This is a genomic window from Chloroflexota bacterium, from assembly GCA_014360805.1.
In the GTDB taxonomy this organism is placed as follows: domain Bacteria; phylum Chloroflexota; class Anaerolineae; order DTLA01; family DTLA01; genus DTLA01.
Map to the genome: position 1 here is coordinate 1 of JACIWU010000054.1, position 21,902 is coordinate 21,902.

Below are 21,902 nucleotides of genomic sequence, written 5' to 3' on the forward strand. Positions count from 1 at the left end.
ACCCGCCGCGGGGCGGGGCGAGGGGATAGCACCCCTCACCCAAGCCCTCTCCCCGCGAGGCGGGGCGAGGGGACTCTGCCGCCCCAACCCGGCGGCGGCTAGGGATAGCCGCCCTACATGTTCTCTCCGCACGCCACGGCTCCTCTTGCCAAGGGTGGCCGTTTGCGGTAGTATGGGCCGGAGGCTGCGCACGGGCGGCCCAATGCGATCTTGCGGAGGCCAACATGGAGACTCAACTTCTGTTCCAGACCGATTCGTATCTGAAGACGTTTGAGGCCACGATTGTGGCGGCGAACGGCGCGGAGGTGGCGCTGGACGCGACGGCCTTCTACGCGGGCGGGGGCGGCCAGCCGTGCGACATCGGCACGCTGTCGGACGGCACACGCACCTGGCCGGTGGTCAAGGTGCGGCGCGAAGGCCCGCTCGTGTGGCATGAACTGACAGGGGAGCCGCCTGCCGTCGGCGCGCGCGTGCGCGGCGAGATAGACTGGCCGCGGCGCTATGCCCTCATGCGCACGCACACGGCGCTGCACATCCTGTGCGGTGTGGTGTGGCGCGACTACGGCGCGAAGGTTACCGGCGGCAACATGGAGCCGCTGAAGGGTCGCATGGACTTTGAGTTTGAGACCATGCGCGCGGAACTGGTGCGGGAGATTGAGGAGCGCGTGAACATGGAGGTGCAGGCCGCGCGGCCCGTGCGCGTCCACTTTCTGCCCCGAGCGGAGGCCGACCGCCATCCCGATCTCATCCGCACGAAGGTCAATCTTCTGCCCGCCGACATTGCCGTTGTCCGCGTGGTGGAGATTGAGAGGTTGGACACGCAGGCCGACGGAGGCACGCATCTCGCCAACACGCGCGAGGTGGGCCGCATCCGCGTCGTGGACTATCACAGCAAGGGGCGCATCAACAAGCGCATCATGATAGAGGTGGAGGATTGAGGCGGCATACGGGGGTTCTTGTCGCCGCCGAGCGCGATTTGACAAAAGCCGAATTCGGTGCTAGAAAAAGCCCGTAGGTTGAGTAAGTGTAAGAACGGCTTGCAAGGCACTGGCCGAGGGGCGTTCCACTGCTCCCCGGCCGCGTTTATTGCGGCGCTTCTGATCCACACTCTCCTATAAAATCACCACAAGGAGTGCTACAAATGAGCGAGCGAGAGAGGGGAACTGTCAAGTGGTTCAACGCGACCAAGGGCTACGGGTTCATTACCCGCGAGAAGGGTGGCGACGTGTTCGTGCACTATTCGGCCATCCAGACCGAGGGCTTCCGCACCCTGGAGGAGAACCAGCAGGTAGAGTTCACCGTGGAGCAGGGAGCCAAAGGCCCCCAGGCGATCAACGTCGTTCCTCTGTAGGAAGCGCCGAAACACCTGCACCCCAAACCGCGCCCCAACCATCGGGCGCGGTTTTCTTTTGCCTCGCGCACCGACCCCGCGCCTACTGCGGTATCCTAGACCACAGGCCGTAGATCACCCACCAGTCCTTGGCGATGACGGGCAGCCGCACGCGCGCGGAAACGCGGGGTGCCGTAGCCGTCGGCGTGGCGGTGGCGGCAGGCGACGCGGTCGGCGTGTGGGTGGGCGTCGGGGTGAACGTCGGCGTCGGCGTCGCGGTGGGCGTGGCCGTCGGCGTGTGGGTGGGCGTTGGGCTTGCTGTCGCTGTGGCGGTGGGCGTGTCGGTCGCCGTGAGCGTCGGGGTTGCCGTGGGCGTCGGCGAATCGGCGGGCGTGGGCGTGGCCGTGGGTGTCGGCTCGGCGACACCGTACACGAGTTCCAGGCGCGGCGCTTGGGGCGCGTACTCCCTGGACGCGAAGCGGTACTCCGTGCTGCTGGTGCTGTCAAAGATGAGTAGGAGGCCGTCGTTTTCAGCGCCGTTGGCCCACGCCTGCACCGCGTCCTTCACTTCTAGCGTTACCCACACGTTGATGGCGTTGAGCGGCGCCGATCCCACAACCGTCCCGTCCACGTCCGATGGGTCGCTGGCGCCTGGCTGTTCCCAGGGAATGAGCCACGTAACCGTCGTCTCTTCCCATGCGCGCTTCAGCCGGTAGGCCTTGAGCGTGCCGACGCCCGTGTTGGAGCGATACGTGAAGTACAGTTTCAGACGGGCGGAGTAGATGGATTGTCCCATGGCCTCGGCGGGCAGTTCCGCGCGCACCAGGCCCTTTTTCACCCCGCCGTTGCGGAGGGAGATGGAGCCGTCCGCGCCGTGGTTGGCGCTCTGATTCCAGGAGTCAATCCACGAGTCGGCTGTCAGGGGCAGGGTGGTGCTGACCGTCCGCGGCGTGTGGGTGGGCGTCGGGGTGCGCGTGGGCGTGGGTGTGGGCGTGAGGGTGGGCGTGGCCGTCGGCGTGGGCGTGCGCGTGGGCGTCGCGGTGTAGGTGGGCGTCGGGGTGCGCGTGGGCGTGTGGGTGGGCGTGTGGGTGGGCGTGCGGGTCGGCGTGGGCGTGGCCGTGGGCGTGTTCGTCGGCGTCGGCGTGCTTGTGGCGATGACGTAGGCGACGCGAAGGCGCGGCGCGGGATGGGTAAGGGCCTCTTTGCTGAAGAAGACGCGCTGGCCCTGCCGCCATTCGGATTCGGCGCGCAGCACGAGGCCGTAGTTGGGCATGCGGCCCCGCGCCCACTCGTACACGAGGGGGAGCACGTCCAGCGAATAGGCGTCGCCGGTGATGGGCACGGTGGCCGTGATGACCGGCGCGGACATGGCAGGCTGGTTGCTCCACGTAACGCCGTATTCGTCCCAAGGCCCCGCAAGGGGCTGCGCGGCCATGACCCACGGGTCGCCCTCGCCCCACCACAGGCCCAGGTCCAGGGTCGCCGTGAGCGGGAGGGTGTCCGGCGGGAGTCCCGACAGGTCAAACCAGAGGAGCGAGCGCCTTGTGCCCCATTGGCCGTCGCGCCCGGCTGGCAGGATTATGGAATCGCCAAAGTTGTCGTAAGCGAACAGGGAGGCGATCCAGGCGTCGGCGGTGGGCTCCAGTTCCAGCGTGGCCTGGGCGGGCGGATCGGACAGGGCCAGCGGGGGCCTGGCCTGCGAGACGGCGGCGTAGGCCAGCAGGCCGACGATGGCCGCCGCTAGAGCCGCGATGAGGTAGCAGGAGTGTTTTGTGCGCATGGCCGATTATAACATACAAGCGCGGGGATGCGTAATTCGGCCCACGGCAGTTGGGAGCGGGGGCATGCCGACCTCACCCCCTCATTCCCCCTCTCCGCCGCGCGGAAAGGGGGAAGCCGAAGGCCGGGGGTGAGGTGCGAAGGGGCGGGTTGGCTTCATCCACGAATAACACGAATCGGCACGAATGTAATAGCCCCGAAGGGGCTTTGCCCCCGTAGCGCGGGGGTTCAGCCCCGCGCGAGCACACGCGCACGCGGTTTTCGCGCCTCTTGCGTCCTTTTGCGTCCTTGGCGGTCCAAACGCCCCTCACCCTGGCCCTCTCCCGGCGGGAGAGGGAACGTCGCCCCGCCGCGTTTTGACCGCGCCAGGGTCTCATGGTATAGTCGCCGTGAGGCACAGTCACGCCCTGCCCGTTCCAGGCTGGAGGCTGTATGTCCCAGGTGAATACGCTGTACAGCGCGCTGCTTTTCATCGCCGCCCTCATGTCGGCCGGGGTTGTGGCCGTTACCTGGCGGCGTCGCAACGCCCCAGGCGGGTGGCCGCTCATCATCTTGCTGTCCGCCACCGCGTTCTGGAGCGGGACCTACGCGATCCACTGGTCGGGGTTTTACCGCCCCTCGCCGTTCTTCTGGCTGGACCTTACCTACGTCGGCGTCGTTACGGTGCCGGCCGCGTTCCTGGCGTTTGTGCTCCAGTTTACCGACCGCGACGACTGGCTGACCCGCCCCGTGCTGGCCCTGCTCATCACCGAGGCGGTGCTGACGCTGGTCTTGCTGTGGACCGACCCGTGGCACGGGCTGTTCTTCGGGGGGAGGCGCAACCCGGGCGCTGGCGCGATTCTGGAAGGCGGCCCCTGGTTCTGGACGAACGCCATCTACTCGTACACCCTCATCGTGTTCGCGCTGGTTGTGCTTGTGCTGACGTACCGCCGTGCGCCGCCGCTGTACCGCAAGCAGGCGTGGCTCGTGTTCGCCGGCGTCGCCGTGCCCCTGGCGGCGAGCATCGCTAGCGTCATGCTGCCTATCCCGTGGCCCAATGTGGATCTGTCGCCCGTGCTGTTCACCTTCAGCGGCGTCGCGTTCGCCTTTGCCATCCTGCAGTATCAGTTTCTCAGCATCGTGCCCGTGGCGCGCAGCGTGGTCTTGGCGCGCATGACCGACGGCATCCTGGCGTGGGATGACAACGGGCGACTGGTGGAGATCAATCCCGCCGCCCGGCGAATGCTGGCGCTGGGCACCCCACCTATTGGCAAGCGCCTGCGGGATGCGCTGGCGCACGTGCCCGAACTGTTGGAGTCCTGCGACAGGGCCGCCGTCTCCCGCGCCGAGGTCTTCCTGGCGGAGCCTGACCCCCGCCACCTGGACGTGCGCGTCATCCCACTGGCCGACCGCCACGGGCGCTCGCGGGGCCACCTGGCCATCCTGCGCGACATCACCGAGAGCAAGCGTGCCGAGCAGGAGCGCGAGCAACTCATCCGCAGCCTACAGGATGCCCTGGCCCAGGTGAAAACCTTGCGGGGCTTGATTCCCATCTGCGCCAATTGCAAGAAGATCCGCGACGATAGGGGCTACTGGCGGCAGGTGGAAGACTACGTCAGCGAGCACTCGGAGGTGGATTTCAGCCACGGCATCTGCCCCGACTGCATGCGCAAACTTTACCCGAACTTGTTTCCCCCGCTGGACGAATGCGCGGAAAGGATGGTGTCCGTTCTGAAGCAATCTGGCGGATCCGACGCTACGGACATCGCCGCTGCCCTGGGGCTCCCGTATGACTATGCAGTGGATTGCCTTCAGCACATGGTGGATGACGGGCGGCTGGTCGTATCCGAAGAGGATGGGCGGCGCATCTATCGGATTCCGTAACGCGCTTGCACGCCGGTGCCGCGATGCTTTGAACCCGCGTATGGCGTTGGCGAGTATTTTATAATGGTGCGCCCGTTTGGAGGCGTCTGTGGCTACAATGCGACGGGAACCGCCCGACGCGATCTCCGAAGTGCGGTGCGGGCGATGGCTTCGCGCCCTTCGGGTGCTCGCGATCACGGCTTGAGGGCAACTGTCGGCGACAGTCCAGGAACAGTGTCAGGCGGCCGGCGCAGGAATTGCGGTGAGGAGGAGCGTACATGCATCCGGTTGAGGTCTCTCACATCTCAAAATCCTTCGGCAAGACCCAGGCTGTGGACGACGTGTCGTTTCACGCGGAACGCGGCGAGATTTTCGGGCTCCTAGGCCCGAACGGCGCGGGCAAAACGACTACGATTCGCATCATGCTGGACATCTTCAAGCCCGACGCCGGCCAGGTCGCCGTGCTCGGCGGGCCGATGACCGAGGAGAAGAAGAACCGCATCGGCTACATGCCCGAGGAGCGCGGATTGTACCAGGATATCGCCCTGGAGCGGTGCCTGACGTTCCTGGGCACGCTCAAGGGGTTGCCCACCGCGGATGCGCAGCGTCGGGTGGGCGAGTGGCTGGAGCGGTTTGATCTGGCGGCCTACCGAACGCGGAAGGTGAAGGAACTCAGCAAGGGGATGCAGCAGAAGGCTCAGATCATCGCTGCGATCATGCACGAGCCGGAACTGCTGATCGTGGACGAGCCGTTCGCGGCGCTGGATCCGGTCAACACGCAGATGGTCAAAGACCTGATGCGGGAGTTGCGCGACCGAGGCGCGGCCATCATCATGTCCACGCACCAGATGCACCAGGTGGAGGAACTTTGCGACCGCATCCTGCTCATCAACAAGGGGCGCGCTGTCCTGTACGGCGGCCTGGACGACGTGCGGCGGCAGCATTCGGGGCACGCGGTGGTCGTGCGGGCCGTGAACGATCTGCCCGACGTGCCGGGTGTCGTCTCGTCGTCGCGCCACAACAACGAGGTGCGGCTGAACCTGGCCGACGACGTTACGCCCCAGGATGTGCTGAAGGCCCTGCTGGACGCGGGCGTGGTGCTGGAGAAGTTTGAGATTGCGGTGCCCTCGCTGGACGAGATCTTCATCCGCGTCGTGGGCAAGGGAGGCGAATGATGTCCAAACTGTGGCGAATCGCCGCCCACGAGTACAGGCGGCATGTCGTGCGCAAGCGGTTCATCTGGGCGCTCTTGAGCGTGCCTGCGCTTCTGGCCCTTATGGTGGGCGTCAGCGCGCTGGCGGTGCGCATGGAGCGGGACTATCGGCCGGTGGGCTACGTGGACCATTCGGGGATGCTGGCCAATCCGGTGCCGCCGCCCCAGACGAGCAGGCCGGTGGAGATTCGGGCGTTTGCGGGCGAGGCCGAGGCGCAGCGGGCGCTGGAGGCGGGCGAGATTCAGTGCTACTACGTGCTCCCCGCTGACTACGTCCAGACCAACAAAGTGCAACTGGTGTACGTGAAGCCGCCCAAGAGCAACGCCACCAGTCAGTTCTGGGCATTCATGCGGGCCAACTGGCTGGCGGATCAGCCGCCGGCGGTGGCCCGGCGGGCGGCGGCCATGAGCGATGACGACATCATCGTCCAGACGCCGGATGGGAAGCGCCAATTTGCCGCCGAGCCGACGCTGGGGGACTTGCTCCCCATCCTGGCGGGCACGGCCTTCATGATGCTCCTCGGGTTCAGCGGGGGCTACCTGGTACAGGTCATCTCCGAGGAGAAGGAGAACCGCACGATGGAGATAGTCATCACGTCGGCGTCGGCGGGGCAGGTCATCGGCGGCAAGGTCGTCGGACTTGTGGGCGTGATCCTGACGCAGGCCATCGCGTGGCTGGTTTTTGCGGCGGCGGCTGCTGCGGTGGCCGAGCGGCTGTTCCAGTCGGCCTTCTTCCAGAACGTGCGCGTGGATTCGGGCGCTGTCCTGATGCTGGTGATGGTGTTCGCGCCGGCGTTCGTCATGTACAGCGCGCTGATGACCGCGCTGGGGGCCACCGTGGCCGAACCGCAAGAGGCGCAACAGGTCGCTGGCTTGTTCATAATCCCGAACATCGTTCCGTTTTGGATGATGATGACGTTCATCCAGTCCCCCAACAGCCCCATGGCGGTGGCGCTGTCGCTGTTCCCGCTTACGTCGCCCGTGTCGCTGGCGATGCGCGTTACGTTCGGCATCGTGCCCATGTGGCAGGCGGGCGTGGCCGCTGTGCTGCTGGCCGCGTGCGCGTGGGGGGCGGTGTGGCTGGCGGGGCGGGCGTTCCGGCTGGGGATGCTGCGCTACGGCCAGCGTGTGGAGCTGGCTGAACTGTTCGCGCGGGCGAAGCCCCTCGCGGGAGGCAACCATGCGTAAGAGTATCCTTGTGCTGCGCAACGAGTTCATCACGACGGTTACTCGCAAATCCTTTCTCTTCACGGCGTTCGGCCTGCCGCTGATCGGGTTTCTCATCTTTTTCGCGGCGGGGGCCTTGGGGCGCAGCGGCGCGGGCGCAGGCGAGGCCGCGGGAGGGATGGGCGCCTTCACGCTGCGGCCGGAGGGCATTGTGGATGAGGCGCATATTGTGCGCACAATTCCCGCCGACACGCCGCCCGGCGCGCTGACCCTGTTCCCCGATGAGGCCAGCGCGCGCCAGGCTCTGGAGACCGGCCAGATTCGCGCCTACTACCGCATCCCCGCGGACTATCTGGAAACGGGCCGCCTGTACCTGATTGACCCCGACGCGCGGCCCCTGACTTCGGGCGGGCAGACGTGGATCATGCGCTGGGCGCTGCTGGTGAACCTGCTGGGCGGCGATGCGCAGCGGGCGGCCCGCGTGCGTAACCCCATGGAAGTGAACACGACGGCGCTTTCTCCGACGCCCCTAGCGGAGACGGAAAGCGACGCGGCGTTCTGGATTCCGTACACGGTTACGCTTATCTTCTACTTCGTGATCATCATGTCGGCCAGCCTGCTCCTCAATAGCGTCAGCAAGGAGAAGCAGAACCGCGTGATTGAGATTCTGATGGCGTCGGTTTCGCCGCGCGAGATGCTGGTGGGCAAGATCGCGGGGCTGGGGCTGGCGGGCCTGCTCCAGACGCTTGTCTGGGTGCTCACGGGCTACACGCTGCTGCGCATCGGCGGGGAGACGCTCCGCATACCGGTGGCGCTCCAGCCGACTCCCGCGCTCGTCGTGTGGGCCGTGGTGTTCTTCCTGCTGGGGTACGCCCTGTACGCCAGCCTGATGGCGGCGCTGGGGGCGCTGGTGCCCAACCTGCGCGAGGCGTCCCAGGCGACGATTTCGGTCATCTGGCCCCTGCTGCTGCCCCTGTTCTTCATCAGCGCGCTCGTCCAGGAGCCGGATGGGGCGTTGGCGTTGGCCATGGGGTTCTTCCCGTTCACAGCGCCGGTGGCGATGATGACGCGGCTTTCTGCTGCGAGCGTGCCGGTTTGGCAGCCGGTGCTGGCGGCGGCGCTCCTTGCGGCGACGGTGGTCTTCGTGGTGAGGGCCGTATCTCGGATGTTCCGCGCGCAGACGCTGCTATCGGGCCAGGCGTTCAGCGCGAAGCGGTTTTGGGGCGCGCTGCTGGGCCGCGAGTAGGGCGGCTATCCCTGGCCGCCAGTCCCCTCGCCTCGCTTGCGGGGAGAGGGCTAGGGTGAGGGGTCGGGTATGGAAACCCGACCTACGGCTGGGCGGCGAGTAGGGCCGGAGTGAGGGGTCAGGTCTGGAAACCCGACCTACGGCTGTGAGAGAGGATGGAATATGGGTCAGTCGTACCTGCGCGTATCCATGGGCGCGGTCAAGCGCATCGCCCTTATCGCTCACGACAATCGCAAGCAGGACTTGCTGGAGTGGGTGCGGTACAATCGGCACACTCTGGCACAGCATCGCCTCTTCGCCACAGGCACCACCGGCAACCTGATTGCGCGCGAGACCGGGCTGGATGTTGTGGCCTTCAAGAGCGGCCCGCTGGGCGGCGACGTGCAGATCGGCGCCAAGATCGTGGAGGGCGAGATAGACATCCTCATCTTCTTTTGGGATCCGCTGGAGGCCCAACTGCACGATCCCGACATTAAGGCGCTGCTGCGCATCGCGGTGCTGCAGAATATACCGGTGGCCTGCAACCGCGCCACGGCGGATTTTCTGCTCTCGTCGCCGCTGATGTCGGGCGAGTACGAGCGGGGCGTGGAAGACTACGCGGCGCGGCTCCGGCGCTAGTCGTCGCGCTTATGCGTCCAGCGCCCGCAGGAGCGCCCACAGGAAGGCTTCGCTGCGGGCCAGCGTATCCGCGCCCAGGTTCTCCACCGTGTCCGTGGGGCGGTGCCACTCGGTGAGAATCCAGCCGCGCGGGGCCGATGTCAGCGTGAGCACGCGGAACCCGTGCAGGACGCCGATGGCGCCCTCGGTGTACGCGCCGGCGAAGGTGTCGCCTTCGGCGCCGAATTCAGGGTGCGCAGCGGCGATTTTCCCCGCCAGGGCCACCAGGTCGGGGTCGCTGGCGGCAGGAAGAAGGAACGTCTCACGGGTGATGTATACCGGGCGGCCTCGGCTGCCCACGCCGTCCAGCGCGATCCAGACCGCGCGGCCGAGTTCGGCCTTGTGCGCCCGCACGAAGGCGTCGGCACCGTAGCACCCCACTTCCTCGCACCCGCTGAGCACAGCCCATACCTCGGTGTGGGCCAGTGGCTGCGCCTTGAGCCGCTCTACGGTATCCAGCACGATGCCCACGGCGCTGGCGTTGTCGTTGGCGCCGGCGGTGAACGGCGTCAGGTCGGCCTGGACGGTCAGCGCCAGGATGCCGAGCAGGATCAGCGCCAGCGGGAGCGAGGCTACCCGCCAGGCCGGCGCCTGCGAGGCGATGCCGATGGCGAACAGGATGGTGAGGATGACGCTGGCGACCAGGCCGAGCGGCACCAGGGCCTTGAACAGGCGCAGCCAGGCGTCGGTGGAGAAGACAAGGGGCGTGCGGTGGGTGTCCAGGTGGCCCAGCAGGACGACGCGGTTCTTCACCTCGCCCGTGGGCCGGATGCGAGCCCAAACGTTCTGGCTGCGGCCCTTGGGCAGCATGGCGCGGAACGGATTGGGGCGGAACGCCAATTCCAACAGCACGGAGCCGATGGCGAGGATCGCGAGCACCAGCGCGGCGATGGCCCCAAACTTGCCAGCGATCCCGAACAGGGCGACGCCCAGGAGCATGAGGGCGGAGAACAGCACATACGGATACCAGGCGGACTTGGCGCTGGTGAACGGCTCCACGGTGGGTTCCAGGCCCAGGCTGCGCAGGACATCGGCGGCGTACTGGGCGGCCCGCGCCTCCTGCGGCGTGGTGGAACCCCGCGGCCCGATGGTTTCGGCAAGGTAGCGGACATGATCCATCGCGCTCATGGCGGTTGCCTCCTTCGCGTGATGGGCGAATTGTAACGGGGATGGCGGTGATGTCAACCTTGGGGGTGGACCTCACCCCTCGTTCCCCGCCGAAGGTGCGGGGGTGAGGTGCGCCCGCCCGACGCCATGCGCCCGCCCTCGGAGCGGCGGCTTCAGCCCCGCGCGGCCATGCGGCGATTCATCACCACCTGCGTGGAGCAAATTGCCAATTTGCTCCACACTCTCATCGCGGGGCCTTTAGCCCCGCGCGGGCAAGGATCTCACCCCCTCGTTCCCTGCCGAGGGCGGGGTGAGGTGGGCATGGCCACAGGGATTGCTTCGGGCGCTCGGCGCCCTCACAATGGCAGTTACCAACAGACTTTGGAACCAAGTCGGCGCGGGCGCGCAATTCGCCCAAACCGTCGCGGTGGCGTATAATCGGCCTGGACGGCTATGCAAGACACAGGGACGAAGTGGAAATCCAACCTGGCCGCCGCAGCGGTGGCGCAGTTTCTGTGCATCGTGGGATGGAACGCTTCCATCCCATTCCTGCCGCTCTACGTCCGCGAACTCGGCGTAACGGATCTGCATCAGGTGGAGTTGTGGTCGGGGTTGCTGGCGGCGGGAGGGTCGGCGGCTTCGTTCTTGCTGTTTCCGTTTTGGGGCGCGCTTTCGGATCGGATGGGCCACAAGTGGAACACGATCCGTGCGGCCTTGGGGATCGCAGTGACCTTCGTGGCGATGGCGTTTGTGGGTAGCGTGCAGGAGTTGTTCGTAGCGCGCGTCTTGCAGGGGGCGCTGGCGGGCATCACGCCTGCGTTTTTCGCCCTCACATCGGCGTTTGTCCCGCTGGAGAACGTGGGGTTTGCGCTGGGCGTGGTTCAGATGGCGTCCAGCGCGGGCGGGGCCGTGGGGCCGCTGGTGGGCGGCGCCGTGGCCGACCTGGCAGGATACCGATGGGCTTTTGCGTTCAGCGGGATGCTCAGCGCGATGGGGGCTGCCGTGGTGCTGGCCCTGGTGCGCGACCGGTTTCGGCGACCCGCGCGCCTGTCTCATTCCAATGGCGTCGCCGACGGAGCGCGGCTGGTGGCCCATTCGTTGCCGGTGCTGGGCGCGATTCTGGTCATGGCCTCGGCCAACCTAGCCGATTCGGTCGCGCGCGTCATCCTGCCGCTGTTCGTGGACTTCCTGCGGCGGGACACTGCGGGCGTCAACGCGGCCACCGGCCTGGTGCTGTCGGGGGCGGCGCTGGCGGGCGCGGTCTCCGCGTTGCTGATGGGGCGGCTGGCGGATCGGTTCGGGTATTCGCGTGTCCTCTTGGTCTGCGCGGCGGGGGCGGCGCTGTCCTACGCGGCGCAGGCGGCGGCGCCGAGTTTCGGCGTGTTCCTGGTGGCGAGCCTGGCGATGGGGCTGTTCGTGGGCGGCGTCGTGCCGGCGGCCAACGCCATACTGGCCCGCACGGTGCGCCGCGAACAGCAGGGCGCCGTGTACGGCCTGAGCGCGTCGGCCAACTCCGCGGGCAATACGCTAGGCCCCATGCTCGGCGCGTCGCTGGCCAGCGCATGGGGGCTGCGCGCGCCTTTCGCGGTGGCGGCGGTGTTCGCAGTCGGCATCGGCTTCCTGACCGCCGGAGTCATCCGTCCTCTGCCCTACCGGCGCACGGCGCGGCTGCACCACCTGGGTTTGCACCTGCCCGATGGCTTTTTCCGGCGCGTGCACCTGCCGCACCACGAATCGCCGCAGGCCCACCTTGACGGAGTTCGTGAAAAGGGGTACAATTCAGAGGATAGGAACGCGGGATAGCGCGTGGCCCGCCTCGCGATTACCTAGACATAATACGATTGGGGGGATTGTTATCATGGCAGACAACAAACCGTTGGACCGCATCAAGTCGCGACTGAGCCCCGAGGCGTATCGGCGGCTCGCCGCCATCCACAACCCGGAACTTCACGCCTTCGTTGCGAAGTACGTGGAGACGTGCAATCCGGCCGACGTGTTCATCTGCACCGACGCGGAGGAGGACAAAGCCTTCATCCGCCAGGAGGCCATCCGCAGCGGCGAGGAGCGGCCACTGAAGGTGCCCGGCCACACGCTGCACTACGAGCACTACGACGACCAGGGCCGCGACAAGGAGCACACCAAGTTTCTCCTGCCGCCTGGGGTGGACCTGGGGCCGGACATCCGCGCCGTGGACAAACAGGAGGGGCTGGCCGAGATTCACAGCATCCTCAAGGACATCATGAAGGGCCGCACCATGTACGTCATGTTCTTCACGCTGGGGCCGACGAACTCCGAATTCTCCATCCCCGCCGTGCAGATCACCGACTCGCCCTACGTGGCCCACAGCGAGCATCTGCTGTACCGCTCGGGCTACGAGGACTGGCGGCGGCTTGGCGAGAAGGCCCGCTTTTTCCGATTCGTGCACTCCGAGGGGGAACTGGACGAGCGCAAGAACTCCAAGAACCTGCATCTGCGGCGCATATACATTGACAACGAGAATGCCACCGTTTATTCCACCAACACGCAATACGGGGGCAACACCATCGGCCTGAAGAAACTGGCCATGCGCCTGGCTATCTTCCGCGCCGAAAAAGAGGGCTGGCTCACCGAGCACATGCTCCTCATGGGCGTGCATGGGCCAGCCAGTCGCGTAACGTATTTCACCGGCGCGTTCCCGTCCATGTGCGGCAAAACGTCTACCGCCATGATCCCCGGCGAGACTATCCTGGGCGACGACATCGCCTACCTGTTCAAGAAGAATGGCCGCGTCCGGGCCGTCAACGTGGAGAAGGGGATGTTCGGCATCATTGAGGGCATCAACTCGGTGGATGATGTCATCGTCTGGAAGGCGCTGCACAACCCCGGCGAGATCATCTTCTCCAACGTTCTCCTGTGCGAGGACGGTTCAGTGTACTGGAACGGCAAGGATGGCCCCGTGCCGGAGCGCGGCTACAACCATTCGGGCGAGTGGTGGAAGGGCAAGAAGGACGCCAAGGGCAAGGAAATCCCGCCCTCGCACAAGAACGCCCGCTTCACGTTGGACTTGAGCCTGCTGGAGAACGTCAGTCCGCGCCTGCACGACCCCGAAGGCGTGGAGCCGGCCGGGTTCATCTACGGCGGGCGCGACTCGGACACGTGGATGCCCGTGCGCCAGGCATTCAACTGGGAACACGGCATCGTAACCATGGGCGCGTTTCTGGAATCCGAGACGACCGCCGCCACGCTGGGCAAGGAAGGCGTGCGCGAGTTCAACCCCATGTCCAATCTGGACTTCCTGTCGGTGCCCATCGGGCGGTACGTGGGCATGAACCTGAACTTCGGCAAAGGGCTGACCCATCCGCCGGCCATCTTCGGCGTCAACTACTTCCTGCGCGACATGGAGACCGGTAAGTGGCTCAACGACAAGACCGACAAGGCCATCTGGCTGAAGTGGATGGAGTTGCGGGTTCACGGCGACGTGGGCGCCATCCAGACGCCTGTCGGCTACATTCCGAAGTACGAGGATCTGCGGCGGCTGTTCAAGGAGGTGCATGGCCGGGAGTACACGAAGGAGGACTACGTGAAGCAGTTCTCGCTGCGCGTGCCGCAGTTCCTGGCCAAGACGCGCCGCGTGATGGAGATTTACCGCACGAAGGTGGCGAACACGCCGCCGGTGCTGTTCCAGGTGGCCGAGGCCGAGATCGCGCGGCTGGAGGAGGCTCGCGCGAAGAAGGGCGACATCATCCCGCCCGACGAGTTCCCCGTCGTCGCGTAACCTCTGGTGTGATTCGGACAACGTGCGGCGCGCCGTGTGCGGTGCGTCGCACGTTTGTTTTTGGGGTGCGCCTAGCCGTGCGGGGTGACGGAGGGTCTCGCCCGGCAAGATAGTTCGCTTCGTTCAAATGTGCTGGAAGAGCAGGCGAGTCTGCCGTTGCGGCGATCCAGGAGACAGCCGCGCCGCACGTCCCACAAAAGGCGGGATCCGGGGCGGAAATACCCATTTGACGGCGCCGGGGATGCGCCCTATGATGGGATCACTCTTGCCGAAGGGAGCGTGCTCGTGCAAATCCTGCAAGACTTGCTGCGCGAAGTGCAAGAAGGGCGCATCCTGGACGTGCGTGTGGGGGGCTTCTGGACGGCGGTCGTCGCCGAGGTGGAGGGCGCTGTGCGTTGCGGCCTCGCGTCCACCCTGTACGGCGGACACACCGACGCCGAGCCGCCCGTGCCGCAGGCCGGTCATCTGCTGGACATGTCTGCCCGGGAACTGGCAACCATGGCCCTCGCTGGCTGCCCGCCCCGGAGCAGCATTGGGCTGGCCGCCATCAACGCCCTGTTGCCGCCGTATCTGGAGGGGGCGGTTGAACTCAATGCCGAAGCGATCCTTTCGGATCTGGGCCGCAACCGCAAAGTGGCGCTTGTGGGCCACTTCCCGTTCGTAGAGCGCCTGCGCGAGAACGTCGGGGAACTTTGGGTGCTGGAACTGCAGCCGCGCGGTGGCGACCTGCCGGCATCGGCTGCCGCGCAGGTGATTCCCCAGGCCGATGTCCTGGCGCTCACAGGGACGACGCTGCTGAACGGCACGTTTGAGAGCCTGATGCGCCTCCGGCGGCAGGATGCGCAGGTCCTGGTTTTGGGGCCCACGACGCCCCTGTCGCCGGTGCTCTTCCGGCATGGCGTGCACTACCTATCCGGCGCGGTGGTAGACGATGTGGCCGCCGTGGTGAAGGGCGTGTCGCAGGCTGCGGGCTTCCGCCAGATACACCGGCTCGGCGTGCGGCTCGTTACCCTGGCGAGGCCGGGCGCGGCACTGTGATCTGCGGCGAGCCCCCTGTCGTGGGGCGGCGTGTTCGCTGCTGCAGAGGCGGTCGCAGGCCCGTGGCTCGCGCCCTGTTGGGCCGACTAGCGCACCTGATACTCCAGCGTGCGGTTGAGTTTGCCGTTCAGGTACACGTCCACCTTGTATTTGCCCACCGGCCATGGGCCGTTGTTGGTCAGGTTGAACGTCAGCGTGCCGTCGCCGGTGGTCAGCGAGGCCTCGTCAATCAGGGTGTTGGGGTCCACGCCTTCCACGTCCACGGCCGTCCACGCCGTTTTGACGACCGTGTCGTCCGGCGCGTTTGCCAGTTGGACGATGCAGTACACGGTCGTGTCGTCGGGGCTGAACACCGTGGTCTCGGGGCTGCCGCTCTCGTTGGCCGACAACTTGGCGCTGCGGATGTTCGCCGTGCTCACGCTGACGTTGACGTCGCACGCTGCCACCACAACGGCGAGCGTGAGGACCGCGAGGGCGATGAGAATCTTGCTCCTGGTCATTGCCTGTGCTCCTTCCCCTGCCAGGGCGACCGCATGGTGCAGGTCATGTACGATTTGGCCTGGTCCGGCCTGATGGCCTTTGGTGCTTGGCGGCGCGGGCGTGGTGTCTAGTTCTTATCATACGACGGAAAACATCCGTGGTATATGACCTTCATCACATTGGGGCGAGGGGGCGGGGCGAGGGCCCGCGTGCCCCCCTCACCCTAGCCCTCTCCCGGCGGGAGAGGGGATGCCGCCTAGCGCTGGCCCAGCCCCGAAGGGGGCTTCGCTCCGTCAGCGCGGGGGTTCAGCCCCGCGCGGGCACACGCACACGCGCCCTTTTCGCGTCCTTCGCGATCCGAACGCGCTCCTCACCCTGGCCCTCTTCTCTCAAGGCGGGGCGAGGGGATGGGGCGCGGCGGGAGGCGGATTACGGCGCGGGTGCGGCCAGGTCCACCCCGTCGGCGCGCACCCACCCGCCGGTGCGGTCGGGGCCGCGCACCTGGAGCCACGCGCCGTCAGGGGTCTGGCCGTACACGGCAAGCGCGTCGCCGCACATCAGGGCGCCCTTGATGGGTTGCTCGTCGCCTGACGCCGTGTAGACAGTCAGCGCGTTCACCAGGACCATGGCGTAGGGGAAGGCGTCGGGATCGCCGGCCCAGAAGCCGCGCCGCGCGGCCCATGCTTCCCGCGCCGCTGCCTCAAGCCGCCGCCGGTGGCGCGTGTCGGGCGGATACGCCACCGGCAGCGCCATGCCCATGCGCACCAGTTCCTCATTGACCATGCGCCCGTCGGCCAACCAGATGTACCGCAGGAGGCGCTCGCCGTCGTCCTCGCGGCAGTCGCGCTCCAGGTACACGGCCTGGCCCGCCACCAGGCTTGCGTTGGCCTGGGCGGCGGCTTCGTACCCGCGCTGGTTGCGCTCGGGCGTGTCTATGCCGATGTAGCGCACCGCGAGGACTTGGCCGCCGACGCGCACGCGGATGGTGTCGCCGTCGGTAATGCTCACCACCGGGGCCTGTGCCCACTGCTCGCGCGGCGCGGGGGTGCAGGCCGATCCGGCAGGCGGCAGGGCGGGGGCCGCGCACGGGAGCGCGCGTGCAGGTGTGGCCGAAGTGGGCGCGGGCGTGGCGACCGGCGTGGGTTCGCACGCCGCGGTGAGGGCGGCGGCCACGAGCAGTATGGCGAACAACAGGGAGCGTGCTGACTTCACAACCGTTTTCCTCTCGGGAAGTTTGGGGAGCATTGTACTCGGCAGGCGCGAAGCCGCCGCGGGCTCACGGGGCTGGGACGTTGAAGTCGGCGGTGAGCGATTGCCCGGCGCGGATGATGAGCATGCGCTTGGCCAGGACGGTGTCCTCGCCGCGCACGACCTCCAGCAGGTACTGCCCGTAGGCGAGTTGCACGCTGTACTTGCCGTTGGCGTCGGGGATAAGTTCAAACAGCGGCTCGCCCTGGATGAAGACGGGCTGTCCACCCGAGTACTTCGGCTGCTCCAGTAGGCGGATGCGCACCTTCACGTCGGTGGCGGGCCGGCCGATGTTGGATCTGTCGGTCAGGGGCTTGTCGGCCGAGCGGGCGTAGGTAACCGTGCCCGACACCGTGCCGTAGATGGTGTTCGCGCCACTCTTGCAGGCGACGGCAAGGGCGGCGCAGATGACCAGCAGCAACAGCGCGGTTTTCCTCATGATGTCGGTCCCTCCGAACGCGGCGCGGGCTTTGCCATTCCCGCGTCTTCAGGGTATGATTGCGGCAAGAATTATAGCACAGGGGCGCGGATTGCGAGAAAAGCGGAGGCGATATGCGTCTGGAGTTTGACATCCTGACCCTGTTCCCCAACATGTTTCAGGGGCCGCTCCAGGAGAGCATCGTGAAGCGGGCGGTGGAGGCTGGCCTTGTCGCCGTTCGCGTGCACAACATCCGCGACTACGCGCCGGGCAAGCACCGCCAGACCGACGACGCGCCCTACGGCGGCGGGGGCGGGATGGTGATGAAGCCCGAACCCATCTGGAACGCCGCCGAGGCCGTGCTGGGCGAGGACATGGCGCGCAGGGGCCAGGACGTGGCTGTGGTGCTCATGAGTCCTCAGGGGCGGCTGTTCTCGCACGCGGTGGCCCGCGAGTTGGCCCGCTTTCGGCGAATCGTCCTCATCTGCGGGCGGTACGAGGGGGTGGACGAGCGCGTGCGCGAACTCCTGGCCACCGACGAGATTTCCATCGGCGACTACGTGCTGTCGGGGGGCGAACTGCCGGCGATGGTGGTGGTGGAGGCGGTAACGCGGCTCCTGCCCGGCGTGCTGGGCGACCCGGGCGCGACCTTTGAGGACTCGCACGCCGAGGGTCTGCTGGAGTATCCGCAGTACACGCGCCCGGCCGAGTTCCGCGGGCTGAAGGTTCCCGACGCGCTCCTGTCGGGGAATCACGCGGAGGTGGTGCGATGGCGGCGGGAGCAGTCGCTGCGGCGGACGCTGGAGCGGCGGCCCGACCTGCTGGAGCGGGCCAACCTGACGGCGGCAGACCGGGAGTTCCTGCGGCGTCTGGGCTGGGGCCAGGGCAAGGACACAGACGAGCAAGGGTGATTTGCGGAAATGACAACAAGAGACTATAATGCGTCTTTGCCATTATGACCGGAGGTTGCATAGCATGAGCGAACTGCCGAAATCCGTAGAGCGGCTTGAGCCGAATCCGAATATACCCCCGTTGGCCCCTGGCGACACGGTGCGCGTTCACAGCCGCATTGTAGAGGGCGACCGCGAGCGCATTCAATTGGTGCAGGGCGTGGTGATCCGCATCAAGAGGGGCGGGCCGGCGGCGAGTTTCACGGTGCGCCGAATCGGGGCGCATGGCGTGGGCGTGGAGCGCACCTTCCCCTTCCATTCGCCTCGCGTGGAGAAGGTAGAAGTGCTGCGCCACGGCAAGGTGCGGCGCGCCAAACTGTACTTCCTGCGCGGGCGCGGCGGCAAGGCGGCGCGGCTCCGCGAGAGGCGAGTTGAGACTCCCACCGCCGAGTAGGCCGGCGACTGATTCTCCCGCGCGCCCATGACGCCGCGCCGCCTGGTTCCAACCCTGTCGGAAGAGCAGGCCCTGCTGGAAGCGGGGTACCGCGCCATCGCGGGCGTGGACGAGGCGGGGCGCGGCACCTGGGCCGGCCCTGTGGCGGCGGCGGCCGTGGTGCTTCCCCTTGACTGCGCGGAGGCGCTGGCCGCGTTGGGCGGCGTGTGCGACTCCAAGATGCTCCCGCCGCGCAAGCGCGGGGCGCTGGAGCAGCGCATTGTGGAGGAGGCGGTGGCCGTGGGGTTCGGGCTGGCGTCGGCATCCGAGATTGACCGCATGGGGATTCTTCCGGCGACGCGGCTGGCCATGCGGCGCGCCATCGCCAACCTGGGCATTGCGGTGGACTTCCTGCTGATTGACGCGGTGAAACTGCCGCAGGAAACGATAGACCAGAAGAGCATCGTCCGAGGCGATGCCCTTTGTTTTTCTGTGGCGGCAGCGTCCATCGTGGCGAAGGTTCGCCGCGACCGCCTGATGGCCGAACTGGATGGCCTGTATCCGGGCTATGGGTTTGCGCGGCACAAGGGGTATGGCACGGCGCAGCACCTGGAGGCCCTTCGCGCGCTGGGGCCGTGCCCCATCCACCGCCGCACCTTTGCGCCGGTGCGGGCGTGCCTGGACGGGCGCGGGGTCGCCGCGCAGGACGGGCCGCGATGAGCACCGCCAGGCAACGACTGGGGGCGTTCGGCGAGGAGGTGGCCACCCGCCGCCTGCGGGAATTGGGCTATCGCGTGGTGGAGCGCAACTACCGCTGCGCCGCCGGCGAGATAGACGTCGTCGCCATGGACGGCGAGGTCATGGCCTTCGTGGAGGTTCGCACGCGGCGGGGCGACCGCATGGGCACGCCCGAGGAATCGGTAGGGCCGCGCAAGCAGCGCAAGATGATAGAAGTGGCCCAGACCTACGTGGCCGAGCGCGGCTACACGGGCGCATGGCGGCTGGACGTGGTGGCCGTGGCGCTGGACGAGCGGGGCCGCGTGGTGCGGTGCGAGGTGATCCCCAATGCGGTGGAAGGGTGAGCGGCCGCTGATCCTCATCGTGGGGCCGACGGCGGTGGGCAAGACGGCCCTGTCCATCCGCCTGGCCGAACGCTTTGGCGGCGAAATCGTGTCTGCCGACTCGCGCCAGATTTACCGCGGCATGGACATCGGCACGGCCAAGGCCACGCCCGAAGAGCGCGCCCGCGTGCCCCATCACCTGCTGGACATCGTGTCGCCCGACCGCTGGTACACCGTCGCCGAGTTCCAGGAGGCGGCGCTGCGGGCCATCGCCGACATCCACGCCCGCGAGCATCTTCCCTTTCTGGTGGGGGGTAGCGGGCTGTACGTGCGCGCCGTGGCCGAAGGGCTGGACATCCCCCGCGTGCCCCCGAACCCCCAACTCCGCGCCGAATTGGAGGCCGAGGCGGCGGCGAACCCCGAAGCGTTGCGAACGCGGCTGGCGGCGCTGGATCCGGCAGCGGCGGCGCGCATTGACCCCCGCAACGTGCGGCGCGTGATTCGGGCGCTGGAGGTGTGCCTGGCGACGGGCAAGCCCATCTCGCAGCAGCAGACCAGGCGCCCGCCCGCGTTTCGCTCGCTGTGGATCGGGCTGACGCTTCCCCGCCCCGAGTTGTACAGGCGCATTGACGCGCGGGTGGAGCGCATGCTAGAATTGGGCCTGGTGGACGAGGTGCGGCGTCTGGCGGCGCAGGGTTACGCATGGGACGCGCCCGCCATGACAGGCGTGGGCTATCGGCAAATCGGGGCGTACCTTCGCGGCGAGTGCACGCTGGACGAGGCCGTGCGCGAAATCAAGCGGGCCACGCGCCGATTCGTGCGCCAGCAGGCCAACTGGTTCCGCGCAGACGACCCCCGCATTCACTGGCTGCGCAGTGATGAGGATGCGGAGGCCCGCGCGGCCACATTGATCCAGACGTTCCTGGAAGGTAAGGAGGGCCTATGAGAAAATTCCTGGCGGGAGTTCTGGCGCTGGTGTTCGTGGTGGGGTTTGCCCTGGACGCCATCGGGTGGGGCGCGCTGCAGACGCTGTTCTCTCCGAACACGTACATTACCATCATCCGAAGGCCCGAATTTGTCGGCGCGGCGGCGGAACTGGCGCGCGATCAGGTCGCCGCGCAGGTGATGGAGCAGGGCGCCGCGCTGGGGTCGCTGTTCACCGCCGACGATGCGGATTGGGTTGCAAAGCAACTCGTCAGCGATCCGTGGCTGACCGCGCAGATGGAGCAGTGGCTGGGTGTGCTGTTTGACTACCTCAAAGGCGCCGAGCCGCAGCCCGAACTCATCTTGTCGCTGGCCGAACTGAAGCACAAGGTGCCCGACATCGCCGAGACGCTCCTGGCCGACAAACTTCGCCGCCTGCCCCTGTGCACGATGGAGAAGGTGGCCGAGGCGCTGGTGGCGCTCCTGAACGGCAGCGAGATTCCCCTGTGCTTGCCGCCGAACTTTGACGTGGACGGGTTCGTGCGCAGCGACACCCTGAACCTGCGCGCCCACGTGGCCGCGGCCATGCGGTCCGTGCCCGACAGCGTGGACATCCTGGCGCTCGCCGACGAGGCCGACCGCGCGTCGGTGATCGCGGGGCTGAATGCGATTCGCCAGGCGCAGCGGCAGGCTCGGGACTACCTGACCGTGCTGAGCGCGGCGCTGGTGGGCGTGTTCCTGCTCATCGGCCTGCTGCGATGGACGCCCACGCGCGCCCTGTTGCAGTGGTGGGGGTGGACGTTGGTGCTGAGCGGCGGGTTGGCGCTGACGGCGTTCGGCCTGCTGTTCGTGGTGCGGGGCGTGGTGTGGGCGTGGGTCGCCACCTCACCCAACGGCGCGTTGCCCGCGAACCTGTTGCCGATGGTGCAGGCGGCGTTTGACGGCGTCTTCTCGGCCATGGGGGGCTGGATGCTGTTTGTGGGCGGCGCGGCGGCGCTGGCGGGGCTGGCGCTTGCGGCGCTGTCGTTGGCGATGCCGCGCGGCGAGCCGATAGCCGATAGCCGATAGCCGTTAGCCATTAGCCGATAGCGGTCAGCCGTCAGCGGTCGGCGAGTCGTAGTCGTAGGGCGGCTATCCCTAGCCGCCGGTACGGGGGTAGTCGTAGGGCGGCTATCCCTAGCCGCCGGTAGGGGGGGTAGGCCATGGACGACAAAGAGTGGGGTTCTGTAGCGGACTGGGTCAAGGCGGGCATCGCCCTGGTAGGCCTTCTGGGCGCGCTGGCGTCCTACGGATTCCTGCCCGAGGAATTCGGATG

At 67.2% G+C, this 21,902-nt stretch carries 21 protein-coding genes; 16 read left to right on the forward strand and 5 right to left on the reverse strand.

Annotated features, from left to right (window positions below; translation table 11 throughout):
• Nucleotides 1-224: 224 nt before the first annotated feature.
• A complete protein-coding gene (locus H5T65_09855; protein MBC7259540.1) occupies nt 225-938 on the forward strand; it encodes an alanyl-tRNA editing protein in 714 nt (237 codons plus the stop codon).
• A 203-nt stretch (nt 939-1,141) separates the two neighbouring features.
• On the forward strand, nt 1,142-1,351 hold the full coding sequence (locus tag H5T65_09860) for a cold-shock protein (protein ID MBC7259541.1): 210 nt from the start codon (nt 1,142-1,144) through the stop codon (nt 1,349-1,351).
• Nucleotides 1,352-1,433: 82 nt separating this feature from the next.
• Here H5T65_09860 and H5T65_09865 read toward each other — a convergent pair whose 3' ends face one another.
• Entirely contained in the window at nt 1,434-3,110 is a 1,677-nt protein-coding gene (locus tag H5T65_09865; protein MBC7259542.1) for a DNRLRE domain-containing protein, read from the reverse strand.
• Between the two features lie 431 nt (nt 3,111-3,541).
• Here H5T65_09865 and H5T65_09870 point away from each other — a divergent pair, with 431 nt between their 5' ends.
• The 5 genes from H5T65_09870 to H5T65_09890 all read left to right on the forward strand — a co-directional run bounded on the left by H5T65_09870 (nt 3,542) and on the right by H5T65_09890 (nt 9,195).
• Nucleotides 3,542-4,972: a PAS domain-containing protein gene (locus H5T65_09870; GenBank protein ID MBC7259543.1), complete on the forward strand. Its 1,431-nt coding sequence runs from the start codon at nt 3,542-3,544 to the stop codon at nt 4,970-4,972.
• Nucleotides 4,973-5,229: 257 nt separating this feature from the next.
• Nucleotides 5,230-6,126 carry an ATP-binding cassette domain-containing protein gene (locus H5T65_09875; GenBank protein MBC7259544.1) on the forward strand — a complete coding sequence of 299 codons (897 nt, stop codon included), beginning with the start codon at nt 5,230-5,232 and terminating at the stop codon, nt 6,124-6,126.
• Nucleotides 6,123-7,352, forward strand: a complete 1,230-nt coding sequence (locus H5T65_09880) for an ABC transporter permease (GenBank protein MBC7259545.1) — start codon at nt 6,123-6,125, stop codon at nt 7,350-7,352. The genes H5T65_09875 and H5T65_09880 overlap by 4 nt, the downstream gene beginning before the upstream one ends.
• On the forward strand, nt 7,345-8,577 hold the full coding sequence (locus H5T65_09885) for an ABC transporter permease (GenBank protein MBC7259546.1): 1,233 nt from the start codon (nt 7,345-7,347) through the stop codon (nt 8,575-8,577). Before H5T65_09880 ends, H5T65_09885 begins: the two co-directional genes overlap by 8 nt.
• A gap of 189 nt (nt 8,578-8,766) precedes the next feature.
• On the forward strand, nt 8,767-9,195 hold the full coding sequence (locus tag H5T65_09890; protein MBC7259547.1) for a methylglyoxal synthase: 429 nt from the start codon (nt 8,767-8,769) through the stop codon (nt 9,193-9,195).
• 9 nt (nt 9,196-9,204) lie between these two features.
• Here H5T65_09890 and H5T65_09895 read toward each other — a convergent pair whose 3' ends face one another.
• Nucleotides 9,205-10,362, reverse strand: coding sequence for a M28 family peptidase (locus H5T65_09895; protein ID MBC7259548.1), 1,158 nt, complete (start codon nt 10,360-10,362; stop codon nt 9,205-9,207).
• 432 nt (nt 10,363-10,794) lie between these two features.
• On the opposite strand from H5T65_09895, the gene H5T65_09900 reads away from it, so the two are divergent.
• From H5T65_09900 to H5T65_09910, 3 genes are all read left to right on the forward strand, one after another.
• Complete coding sequence (locus H5T65_09900) at nt 10,795-12,144, forward strand: MFS transporter (GenBank protein MBC7259549.1); 1,350 nt, start codon at nt 10,795-10,797, stop codon at nt 12,142-12,144.
• Between the two features lie 55 nt (nt 12,145-12,199).
• Entirely contained in the window at nt 12,200-14,095 is a 1,896-nt protein-coding gene (locus tag H5T65_09905) for a phosphoenolpyruvate carboxykinase (GTP) (protein ID MBC7259550.1), read from the forward strand.
• 285 nt (nt 14,096-14,380) lie between these two features.
• Entirely contained in the window at nt 14,381-15,133 is a 753-nt protein-coding gene (locus tag H5T65_09910; protein MBC7259551.1) for a DUF364 domain-containing protein, read from the forward strand.
• An 86-nt stretch (nt 15,134-15,219) separates the two neighbouring features.
• Here the strand turns inward: H5T65_09910 and H5T65_09915 are convergent, their stop codons facing one another.
• From H5T65_09915 to H5T65_09925, 3 genes are all read right to left on the reverse strand, one after another.
• A complete protein-coding gene (locus H5T65_09915) occupies nt 15,220-15,633 on the reverse strand; it encodes a hypothetical protein (protein MBC7259552.1) in 414 nt (137 codons plus the stop codon).
• A 409-nt stretch (nt 15,634-16,042) separates the two neighbouring features.
• Nucleotides 16,043-16,825 (reverse strand): thermonuclease family protein, encoded by a 783-nt coding sequence (locus H5T65_09920; GenBank protein MBC7259553.1) that lies wholly within the window; start codon nt 16,823-16,825, stop codon nt 16,043-16,045.
• Nucleotides 16,826-16,889: 64 nt separating this feature from the next.
• Nucleotides 16,890-17,300, reverse strand: coding sequence for a hypothetical protein (locus tag H5T65_09925; protein MBC7259554.1), 411 nt, complete (start codon nt 17,298-17,300; stop codon nt 16,890-16,892).
• A 119-nt stretch (nt 17,301-17,419) separates the two neighbouring features.
• Here H5T65_09925 and trmD point away from each other — a divergent pair, with 119 nt between their 5' ends.
• The 6 genes from trmD (at nt 17,420) to H5T65_09955 (ending at nt 21,655) form a co-directional block, all read left to right on the forward strand.
• Nucleotides 17,420-18,190, forward strand: a complete 771-nt coding sequence (gene trmD / locus H5T65_09930) for a tRNA (guanosine(37)-N1)-methyltransferase TrmD (GenBank protein ID MBC7259555.1) — start codon at nt 17,420-17,422, stop codon at nt 18,188-18,190.
• Between the two features lie 64 nt (nt 18,191-18,254).
• Nucleotides 18,255-18,623 (forward strand): 50S ribosomal protein L19, encoded by a 369-nt coding sequence (gene rplS, locus H5T65_09935; protein MBC7259556.1) that lies wholly within the window; start codon nt 18,255-18,257, stop codon nt 18,621-18,623.
• A 27-nt stretch (nt 18,624-18,650) separates the two neighbouring features.
• On the forward strand, nt 18,651-19,322 hold the full coding sequence (locus H5T65_09940; GenBank protein MBC7259557.1) for a ribonuclease HII: 672 nt from the start codon (nt 18,651-18,653) through the stop codon (nt 19,320-19,322).
• Nucleotides 19,319-19,684, forward strand: a complete 366-nt coding sequence (locus H5T65_09945) for a YraN family protein (protein ID MBC7259558.1) — start codon at nt 19,319-19,321, stop codon at nt 19,682-19,684. Before H5T65_09940 ends, H5T65_09945 begins: the two co-directional genes overlap by 4 nt.
• A complete protein-coding gene (miaA, locus tag H5T65_09950; GenBank protein ID MBC7259559.1) occupies nt 19,668-20,609 on the forward strand; it encodes a tRNA (adenosine(37)-N6)-dimethylallyltransferase MiaA in 942 nt (313 codons plus the stop codon). The genes H5T65_09945 and miaA overlap by 17 nt, the downstream gene beginning before the upstream one ends.
• Nucleotides 20,606-21,655 carry a hypothetical protein gene (locus H5T65_09955; GenBank protein MBC7259560.1) on the forward strand — a complete coding sequence of 350 codons (1,050 nt, stop codon included), beginning with the start codon at nt 20,606-20,608 and terminating at the stop codon, nt 21,653-21,655. The genes miaA and H5T65_09955 overlap by 4 nt, the downstream gene beginning before the upstream one ends.
• The last annotated feature ends 247 nt before the right edge of the window (nt 21,656-21,902 follow it).

What these genes read in the sequence shown, in the direction of transcription:
- H5T65_09855 (MBC7259540.1), top strand. Translation starts at nt 225, where the DNA reads ATGGAGACTCAACTTCTGTTCCAGACCGATTCGTATCTGAAGACGTTT.
- H5T65_09860 (MBC7259541.1), top strand. Translation starts at nt 1,142, where the DNA reads ATGAGCGAGCGAGAGAGGGGAACTGTCAAGTGGTTCAACGCGACCAAG.
- H5T65_09865 (MBC7259542.1), bottom strand. Translation starts at nt 3,110, where the DNA reads ATGCGCACAAAACACTCCTGCTACCTCATCGCGGCTCTAGCGGCGGCC.
- H5T65_09870 (MBC7259543.1), top strand. Translation starts at nt 3,542, where the DNA reads ATGTCCCAGGTGAATACGCTGTACAGCGCGCTGCTTTTCATCGCCGCC.
- H5T65_09875 (MBC7259544.1), top strand. Translation starts at nt 5,230, where the DNA reads ATGCATCCGGTTGAGGTCTCTCACATCTCAAAATCCTTCGGCAAGACC.
- H5T65_09880 (MBC7259545.1), top strand. Translation starts at nt 6,123, where the DNA reads ATGATGTCCAAACTGTGGCGAATCGCCGCCCACGAGTACAGGCGGCAT.
- H5T65_09885 (MBC7259546.1), top strand. Translation starts at nt 7,345, where the DNA reads ATGCGTAAGAGTATCCTTGTGCTGCGCAACGAGTTCATCACGACGGTT.
- H5T65_09890 (MBC7259547.1), top strand. Translation starts at nt 8,767, where the DNA reads ATGGGCGCGGTCAAGCGCATCGCCCTTATCGCTCACGACAATCGCAAG.
- H5T65_09895 (MBC7259548.1), bottom strand. Translation starts at nt 10,362, where the DNA reads ATGAGCGCGATGGATCATGTCCGCTACCTTGCCGAAACCATCGGGCCG.
- H5T65_09900 (MBC7259549.1), top strand. Translation starts at nt 10,795, where the DNA reads ATGCAAGACACAGGGACGAAGTGGAAATCCAACCTGGCCGCCGCAGCG.
- H5T65_09905 (MBC7259550.1), top strand. Translation starts at nt 12,200, where the DNA reads ATGGCAGACAACAAACCGTTGGACCGCATCAAGTCGCGACTGAGCCCC.
- H5T65_09915 (MBC7259552.1), bottom strand. Translation starts at nt 15,633, where the DNA reads ATGACCAGGAGCAAGATTCTCATCGCCCTCGCGGTCCTCACGCTCGCC.
- H5T65_09925 (MBC7259554.1), bottom strand. Translation starts at nt 17,300, where the DNA reads ATGAGGAAAACCGCGCTGTTGCTGCTGGTCATCTGCGCCGCCCTTGCC.
- rplS (MBC7259556.1), top strand. Translation starts at nt 18,255, where the DNA reads ATGAGCGAACTGCCGAAATCCGTAGAGCGGCTTGAGCCGAATCCGAAT.
- H5T65_09940 (MBC7259557.1), top strand. Translation starts at nt 18,651, where the DNA reads ATGACGCCGCGCCGCCTGGTTCCAACCCTGTCGGAAGAGCAGGCCCTG.
- H5T65_09945 (MBC7259558.1), top strand. Translation starts at nt 19,319, where the DNA reads ATGAGCACCGCCAGGCAACGACTGGGGGCGTTCGGCGAGGAGGTGGCC.
- miaA (MBC7259559.1), top strand. Translation starts at nt 19,668, where the DNA reads ATGCGGTGGAAGGGTGAGCGGCCGCTGATCCTCATCGTGGGGCCGACG.
- H5T65_09955 (MBC7259560.1), top strand. Translation starts at nt 20,606, where the DNA reads ATGAGAAAATTCCTGGCGGGAGTTCTGGCGCTGGTGTTCGTGGTGGGG.